General features: G+C 73.5%; 6 protein-coding genes. 5 read left to right on the top strand and 1 reads right to left on the bottom strand.

Annotated elements, in window-relative coordinates; genetic code table 11:
• On the bottom strand, positions 1 to 184 hold a 184-nt coding region (locus MXD58_RS14605), incomplete at its 3' end, for a hypothetical protein (protein WP_250609410.1).
• A gap of 133 nt (positions 185 to 317) precedes the next feature.
• Here MXD58_RS14605 and MXD58_RS14600 point away from each other — a divergent pair.
• The 5 genes from MXD58_RS14600 (at position 318) to MXD58_RS14580 (ending at position 7926) form a co-directional block, all read left to right on the top strand.
• Complete coding sequence (locus MXD58_RS14600) at positions 318 to 1334, top strand: agmatine deiminase family protein (RefSeq protein ID WP_284678360.1); 1017 nt, start codon at positions 318 to 320, stop codon at positions 1332 to 1334.
• Between the two features lie 282 nt (positions 1335 to 1616).
• Positions 1617 to 2573: a metal ABC transporter substrate-binding protein gene (locus MXD58_RS14595; RefSeq protein ID WP_248841423.1), complete on the top strand. Its 957-nt coding sequence runs from the start codon at positions 1617 to 1619 to the stop codon at positions 2571 to 2573.
• A 222-nt stretch (positions 2574 to 2795) separates the two neighbouring features.
• Positions 2796 to 4298 carry an MATE family efflux transporter gene (locus MXD58_RS14590; RefSeq protein WP_250609409.1) on the top strand — a complete coding sequence of 501 codons (1503 nt, stop codon included), beginning with the start codon at positions 2796 to 2798 and terminating at the stop codon, positions 4296 to 4298.
• Between the two features lie 92 nt (positions 4299 to 4390).
• A complete protein-coding gene (locus tag MXD58_RS14585) occupies positions 4391 to 6160 on the top strand; it encodes an ABC transporter ATP-binding protein (protein WP_248839794.1) in 1770 nt (589 codons plus the stop codon).
• Positions 6157 to 7926, top strand: coding sequence for an ABC transporter ATP-binding protein (locus MXD58_RS14580; RefSeq protein WP_248839795.1), 1770 nt, complete (start codon positions 6157 to 6159; stop codon positions 7924 to 7926). The genes MXD58_RS14585 and MXD58_RS14580 overlap by 4 nt, the downstream gene beginning before the upstream one ends.
• Positions 7927 to 8183: the final 257 nt, after the last annotated feature.

Raw genomic sequence — 8183 nt, 5'->3', positions numbered from 1 at the left:
GCACGGCCGCGACCCGCAGCGGCGGGCGCGACGCCGGCTGCGTGCGCGCCGGTGACGAGGGCGCGCCGAGGCTGGTGACCGTCAGCATGCCCGCGATGCTCTCACGCCGTCGCCCGCCACCCCGGTCGCGCGCCGAGGCGATCGGGTCCGCCCGCCCCTGCGATGATGCCGCCGTGCCTGCCACCCGCCCCGCCCCAACCGGCGCGGAAGGCCCGGCCAGTACGGAAGGCCCAGCCGGTGCGCCGGATTCGGCCGGCACAGCAGGCCCAGCCAGCACAGCAGGCCCAACCGACACAGCTGGCCCGGCGGCGCGGCGGATGCCGGCGGAGTGGGAGCCGCACCGTCGGACCTGGATGGCGTTCCCGCCGCCGAACGACACGTTCGGCCCGGAGGGATCTCCGAGCCTTGCCGCCGCGCGGGCGGCCTGGGCCCGGGTGGCCACGACGATCGGCCGCTACGAACCCGTCGTCCTGCTCGCCGGTCCGGGCCAGGGCGCGGCTGCCGCGCGGCTGGTGCCACCGGCGGTGACCGTGATCGAACATTCGCTGGACGACGCGTGGATCCGCGACACGGGCCCGACCTTCACCGTCGAGGACGGTCACCGTCTCGGCGCCGTCGACTGGGTGTTCAACGGCTGGGGCGCGCAGGAGTGGGCGAGCTGGGCCGCGGACCGGTCGCTGGCCACCATGATCGCTGGCCGGGCCGGCGCGGCGGTGCGGCACTCATCCCTGACGAACGAGGGCGGCGGGATCGCCGTCGACGGCGCCGGCACCGTGCTGCTCACCGAGACGGTACAGCTCGATCCGCTGCGCAATCCCGGCTGGGACCCGGCCCGGGTCGAGGCCGAGGTACACGCCCAGCTCGGCACGTCCCGGGCCATCTGGCTGCCGCGGGGGGTGGCCCGCGACTACGACCGGTTCGGCACCCGTGGGCACGTTGACGTCGTCGCGGCGTTCGTCCGCTCTGGCGTCGTCGCGGTGCACAGCCAGCCGGACCCGAACCATCCCGATCATGAGATGACGCGGGAGCTCGCCGCGCTGCTGCGGGCCAGCCGGGACGCCGCCGGGCAGCTGCTGACAGTGGTCGAGATCCCGGCGCCGGCGGTGCTGGAGGTCGACGGCGGTCCGGCCGGTTACTCCTACCTGAACCACTATGTCGGCAACGGCGTGGTCGTCGCCGGCGTCTTCGATGATCCCCGGGACGCCGAGGCGCTCGACCTCATCGGCCGGTTGCATCCGACGCGCCGGATCGAGCCGGTCGACGCCCGCGTGATCTTCGCGCACGGCGGCGGAGTGCACTGCATTACCCAGCAGGAGCCCGCGATCGCGGGCTGACCCGAAAATTCCAGCATCGAGACCATCCGGTCGTCATGGGCCTCCGCGCTGCGCGAACACGCAGGTGGACGGGCTGCGCGTAGGCGGCTTCGCGGGACTGGTCGGGCACGACGACCACAACCCGTTATTGACATGCGTTTCGGGAATCGTTTTCATCAGTGCTGCGGCGTCGTCAACCCCTCCTGCGCCGCCGCGCCGCCCGTCCGCCCGTCCGCCCGTCCGCCCGTCCGCCCGTCCGCCCGTCCGCCCGTCCGTCCGCCAGGTCTCGTCGAAGAGGACTCCGTGCCCCCCTCCCCTCGCCTGCGTCGCCCGCGTCTCGCCAACCCGCCGGCCATCCTCGCCGGCCTAGCCCTGTTCGCCGCCGTCCTGGCCGGCTGCGGCTCTGGCGGCGCGTCCGCCGCCACCGACGGCCGGCTCCCGGTCGTCGCGACGACGAGCCAGGTCGCCGACTTCACCCGCGCCGTCGGCGGCGACCGGGTCAGCGTCACGCAGATCCTGCGGCCCAACGTCGACCCACACGACTACGAACCCACCCCGGCGGACCTCGACGCGATCGGCGACGCCAAGGTGCTCGTCGAGAACGGCGTCGGCCTGGAGAGCTGGCTCGACGACACGGTCGGTGCGGCCGGCTTCGACGGCGTCCGGGTCGACTCGAGTCGCGGCGTCACGATCCGGTCGGGCACCGGCGACGAGGAGAAGGGCGGCGATCCGCACATCTGGCACAACCCGCTCAACGTCAAGATCATGGCTGCGGACATCGAGCGCGGGCTCGCGCAGGCCGACCCAGGCAACGCCGGCTACTACCACGCGAACCGCGTCGCCTACGACGCGCGGCTCGACACCCTGGACGCCGACATCCGCCGGCAGATCGCGACGATTCCGCCGGGCAACCGCAAGCTGGTCACCAACCACGACGCCTTCGGTTACTACCTCGCCCGCTACGGGCTGACCTTCGTCGGTTCGATCATCCCGAGTTTCGACACCTCCGCCGAACTCTCCGGCAGCAGCATCCGTGACCTCGTGGACCGGATCCGGGCGACGGGGGTCAAGGCCGTGTTCTCCGAGTCCTCGCTCCCGCCGCGGACCGCGCGGACCATCGCGACGGAGGCCGGCGTCCGCGTGGTGGCCGGCGAGGACTCGCTCTACGGCGACACTCTCGGACCGTCCGGCTCGGACGGTGCCACCTATCTGCAGATGGAGGAGCACAACACCCGCGAAATCGTCGCCGCCCTGAGATGAACGTCGACGTACCGACGCAGCGAGCTGAAGTAGATACTTACGTCACGGTAGAGTTGGGCCCGCAATAGGCGGAGCCGCGTTGACCAACCGCAGACCGGACCGGGGGGTAGCTGCGCGGCGCGGCCGCCGTGAGGCCATCACGACCGACCGCACCCGTCGGGGGCCTGACGGTGTCGCGCGTCCGCCGAGCGGATCCCGGAACGGGCGCGAGGTAACCGACACGTGGATGACGATGTGAGGCGCGGCTCGGACCGCGCGACCAGCCTGGATCATGGAGTCCCGCCGCCGCGGCGCCCCCAGGAAGGTCCGCGCGCGGACCGGCACGACCCCGCGAACCATGAATATCCGGACCGCGGCCATTCCGACCGTGAGTATGCGGACAATGACTTTGCGCGCCGCGACTATCCGGACTATGTCGATCTCCTCGGGAAGGCAGCGGCGCTGGCCGATCAGCCAGCGACCGAGGCACCGGTCCGCTCGGGTAGCCGGGCCAATGCGTTGTGGACGGTCTTCGATCAGGTCGTCTCCAGCGGCACGAACGCGGCGATCAACTTCCTCATCGCCCGCCGGGTCGACCCGACCGGGTTCGGTGCGTTCGCCATCGCCTACACGATCTTCGCCATGGTGGTCGGCCTGGCCCGGGCCGCGGCGACCGCGCCGCTCGGGATCAGCTACGCCGACGTGCCGCCCTCGGCGTTCCGCAAGGCGGTGCGCAGCGCGGCCGGCACGGCGCTCACCCTGGGCGCCGTGGTGGGGGTGGTGCTCCTGCTGGTCGGGGCAGCGCTGCGGGGCACCGTCGGGTTGAACCTGACCGTCATGGGTGTGATCATGCCGGCGCTGCTGCTGCAGGACGCCTGGCGTTACGCCTCGTTCGCGCAGGGCAGGCCGCTGCTCGCAGTGGCCAATGACCTGGTGTGGGCGGTGGGGCTGGCCGCCGGAGTCGGTCTGCTCGCCGTCGCGACTCCCGGCACGCAGGGCGGCGCCGCCCTGGTCCTGCTCTGGGGTGCGGCCGCCGGGCTCGCCGCGCTGGTCGGCATCGTGCAGCACCGTGCCTGGCCGGCACCGCGCCACGCGTGGACGTGGTTCACCGGGCACCGCGAGACGACCGGCTTCATGACCGCCGAGTTCCTCACCCTGCAGGGCGCGCAGCAGTCCTCCACCCTGATCATCGGTGCGATCGGCTCAACGTCGCTGGTCGGCGCGCTGCGCGGACTACAGACGCTGCTCGCGCCCACCACGAACCTGGCGGTGGCGCTGATGAGCTTCGCCATCCCGGAGTTCTCCCGGCGCAAGCACATGCCCGGCCGTGATGTGCTGCGCGGCGCGTACCTCGTCAGCGGGCTGGTGGTGGTCTCCAGCACGCTGTGGGGGCTCGCGTTCCTGGTGCTGCCGGGCAACTTCGGCGCCGCGCTGCTCGGCGACACCTGGAAGCAGACCCACGAGCTGCTGCTGCTCGCCGTGATCGCGCAGGCCGGCCCGGGCCTGGCGGTCGGCCCGGCCGCGGTGCTCTACGCGTTCGGCCGGACCCGGCTGACCTTCTGGATCAACCTGTTCTTCGTGCCGTTCCTGCTCGCCTGCCCGGTGATCGGCCTGCTCGTGGGTGGCGCCCGGGGCGTCGTGATCGGCAACATCATCGTGTACTGGGCGACGATCCCGCCGTGGCTGTACTACCTGCACCGCCAGGTCCGTGTTTCGGCCGGGCAGCAGGCAGTGGCGACCGGGTGACGGGACCGTTCGGGGCATTCCCGCACACAACAGCTTAGGTACGCTTAACCTGTGCGGAGTCCATCCGTACAGGTCAGGTCGGGAGTGCTCTGGTGCCGCAGTTCGCGTTTCCGTTCCGTCCGGGCGCGGCGACGGCGGGCGTCGCCCAGGCCGAGCTCGCGCAGCTGCGGCGGCCGGTGCGCGGACGGGTGACGGCGGCGGCGATCCTGCAGGCGCTGGCGACGGTGCTCGCGATCACGCCGGCGGTGATCCTGGTCGAGATCGCGCGGCGGCTGCTGGAGGACACCGGCCAACCGGTGTGGGCGCTGGCCTGGACGGCGGTCGGCCTGTTGCTGATCCGGCTCGTGCTGTATGCGGTGGCGAGCCTGCTCAGTCATCTCGCCGACGCGGACCTCGCGCTGATGCTGCGCCGACAGCTCACCGATCAGCTCAGCGCGCTACCACTGAGCTGGTTCGCCGGTGGTGTCTCCGGCCAGGTCCGCGCGACGGTGCAGGACGACGTCGCGACGTTGCACCACGCGGTCGCCCACGCCCGCGGGGATCTCGCCGCCGCCGTCGCCGGCCCCACGGTGGTCGTCGCCTACCTGCTCTGGGTCGACTGGCCGCTGGCGCTGGTGACGGTGGCACTGGTCGCGGCGGCGCAGTCGATCCGAATGCGGCTCAGCGTGCGCGCGACCGACGAGATGGCCCGGGTCGCCGCGGCGAGCACCGAACTGACCGCTGCCGTGGTGGAGACGGTGCGGGCCATCAGCGTCGTGAAGGCGTTCGCCGGTGGCCGCGGCGCGCCCCGGTACGCCACGGCCGCCGCCGAGTACGTCGACGCCGACGAGGCGGCCCAGCGGATCTTCCTGCGGCCCCGCGGGGTGGCCCGGGCGACGGTCGCGCCGGCGACGGTGGTGTTCGCCGTCGCCGCCGTCGGCACCGGGTTGGTCGCCGCGGGCTGGAGCGATCCGGTGAACCTGGTGGCCTTCGCGCTGCTCGGCGTCGGCCTGTTCGAGCAGCTCACCCCGATCTACCTGGCCCAGGACCTGCGTGAGAGCGCCGAGGGGGCGGCCGGGCGGATCGGCGGGCTGCTGCGCGAACCCCGCCAGATCGACGTCGGCCCCGCGCGGGCGAAACCCGTGGGTGCGCCGTTGACGGTGGAGCTCGACGACGTCCACTTCGGGTACGGCGACGGCGCCGACGTGCTGCGCGGGGTAAGCGCGTCGCTACGGCCGGGCACCGTGACGGCGCTGGTCGGGCCGTCCGGGGCGGGCAAGTCGACACTCGCGATGCTGCTGGCGCGCTTCGCCGACGTCACCGCGGGAAGCATCCGCCTCGGCGGCGTCGACCTGCGCGAGATCGACCGCGGCGAGCTGTATCGCCACGTCGGCTTCCTGTTGCAGGACGCCGTGCTGCTGCGGCGCTCGATCCACGACAACATCGCCCTGGGCGTGCCGGCGGCGACCGAGGACGAGGTGCGGGCCGCCGCCCGCGCCGCCGCGGTCGACGAGCGCCTGCGCGCCCTGCCCCGCGGCTACGACTCGGTCATCGGCGCGGACGCACATCTGTCGGGCGGGGAGGCCCAGCGGGTCGCGATCGCCCGCACCCTGCTGGCCGGCACACCGATCGTCGTCCTCGACGAGGCGACCGCGTTCGCCGACCCCGATTCGGAGGGGGCGATCCAGGACGCGCTGGCGGAGCTCGCCACCGGCCGGACCCTGCTCGTCATCGCCCACCGGCTGTACACGATCACCGGGGTCGATCAGATTCTCGTCCTCGACGACGGTCGCATCGTCGAACGCGGCCGGCACGACGAACTGCTCGCCGCGGACGGGCGCTACGCGCGGATGTGGCACGCCCAGCAGGGAAGCCGGTCATGAGCGGGGAACTGCGGGCGCTCGTCCCCGCGGATCAGCATCGGCCGCTCGGCCGCTACCTGGCCGCAGTGGCCGGCTACGCGATCAGCGAGGGCGTCGTGTTCGGGCTGCTCGCGCCGCTGCTGATCGCCCTGTTCGACGGTGACGACGCCGCCGCGGCCTGGTGGCTGATCCCGATCACCGTCGCGGCGGCGGCCGGCTGGGTCGCGCACTACTACCTGGGGTCACGGGCGCTGCGGTTGTCGTCGGCCTGGCGCCGCGACCTCTACACCCGCCTCGGCGACAAGCTCGTGACCCTGCCGCTGGGCTGGTTCGACGGTCCGCACGCGGAGGAGGCGCCGCAGCTGGTCATCGGCGACGCCGCCCGGGTGGCGAGCACCGTGTTCCTCGCGCAGTCCCTGCTCGGCGCGGTGCTCACCCCCGCCACGATCGCCGTGTTCCTCCTCGGCTACGACTGGCGGATCGGGCTCGCCGCGCTGCTCGCCGTCCCGGTGGTGCTCGCCGCGCTCGTCCTCGCCCATCGGGTGACGCAGCGGACCGAGGCCGCGGGGCATGCCGCCGCCACGGAGGCGGGTGGCCGGCTGGTCGAGTTCGCCGGCGCCCAGCCGACCCTGCGCGCCGCCGGCCAGGACTCCGCCGGCCGGGCCACGCTCGACGAGGCCCTGACCGCCCAGCACCGCGCGGCCCGGCGCGAGATCGTCGGCCGGCTGCCCGGCGAGTACCTCGGCGAGCTCGGCATCCAGCTGGCTTTCACCGCGCTGCTGGTCACCGGCCTGGCCCTGACCACCCACCATCGTCTCGACGCGGGGACGGCGATCGCCCTGATCGTCCTCGGTATCAGCCTGCTGCGACCGCTCGACGCCCTCGTCGGCCTCGGCGAGGCGGTGCGCGGCGCGCGGGCCTCCGCCCGGCGGATCGGGGAGCTCCTCGCGGTCGCGCCGCTGCCGCAACCCGTGGCCGGCGGCCGCATCGAGCACGGCGGCATCGAGCTGGCCGACGTCCGGTTCGCCTACCCCGGCGGCCCCGAGGTGCTCTCCGGACTGACGCTGACGATCCCGGCCGGGCGTACCACCGCGCTCGTCGGCGCCTCCGGCGCGGGCAAGACCACGGTCACCAAGCTGATCGCCCGTTTCCACGACGTCGACGCCGGCTCGGTGCGCGTTGGCGGCGCCGATGTCCGCGACCTCGCCGGCGAGGAGCTGCTCGGCCGCATCGCGCTGGTGTTCCAGGACGTCTACCTGCTCGACGCGACCATCGAGGAGAACATCCGGTTCGGCAGTCCGGGTGCCACCGCCGACCAGGTCCGCGACGCGGCGCGCCGGGCCCGGGTGGACGACGTCGTCGCCCGGCTCCCCGACGGTTGGGCCAGCCGCGTCGGGGAGGGCGGCCGGCTGCTGTCCGGCGGCGAACGCCAGCGGGTCGCCATCGCCCGCGCCCTGTGCAAGGACGCGCCGATCGTGCTGCTCGACGAGGCCACCGCGTCCCTCGACGCCGAGAACGAGGCCGCCGTGCACGCGGCGATCACCGAACTCGCCGCCGACCGCACCGTGTTGGTGATCGCGCACCGGCTGGACACGATCGTCCGCGCCGACCAGATCGCCGTCCTCGCCGGCGGCCGCGTCGTCGAGTGCGGCCCGCACGCCGACCTACTTGCCGCCGACGGACGCTACGCGGCGTTCTGGCGCGAACGCCGCCGGGCCCGCGGCTGGCGGCTGACCGCCGAGAACCCGCCGGCCACCGCCGGCGAAAGTCATTCCGGCCCCCGATGAATCCCGGCGGGCCCCGGTGTCCACGCTGGTGAACGGACACCGCTGACTGCCCTGCGGAGCCCAGCCATGACCGCCACCGCGCCCGGCCGCCGGACCGTCGCCCACTTCTCCACCAGCGTCGACGGCGTCGTCGAGTCGCCCGACGCCCGGATCAGAGCAGTTCGCGGGCGGCCCGGACGACACCGGCCATGCCGCGGCGCTCGGCGTGGTCGGCGATGTCGCGCAGTTCGCCCGGGTCGGCCCGCCCGCCGGTCCTC

The sequence above is a fragment of the Frankia sp. AgKG'84/4 genome (assembly GCF_023242965.2).
Taxonomy (GTDB): domain Bacteria; phylum Actinomycetota; class Actinomycetes; order Frankiales; family Frankiaceae; genus Frankia.
This window is presented reverse-complemented; position numbering and strand designations above follow the sequence as displayed.

Excerpts from the sequence above, each read along its gene's own strand:
- MXD58_RS14600 (WP_284678360.1), top strand. The coding sequence starts at position 318 with ATGCCGGCGGAGTGGGAGCCGCACCGTCGGACCTGGATGGCGTTCCCG.
- MXD58_RS14580 (WP_248839795.1), top strand. The coding sequence starts at position 6,157 with ATGAGCGGGGAACTGCGGGCGCTCGTCCCCGCGGATCAGCATCGGCCG.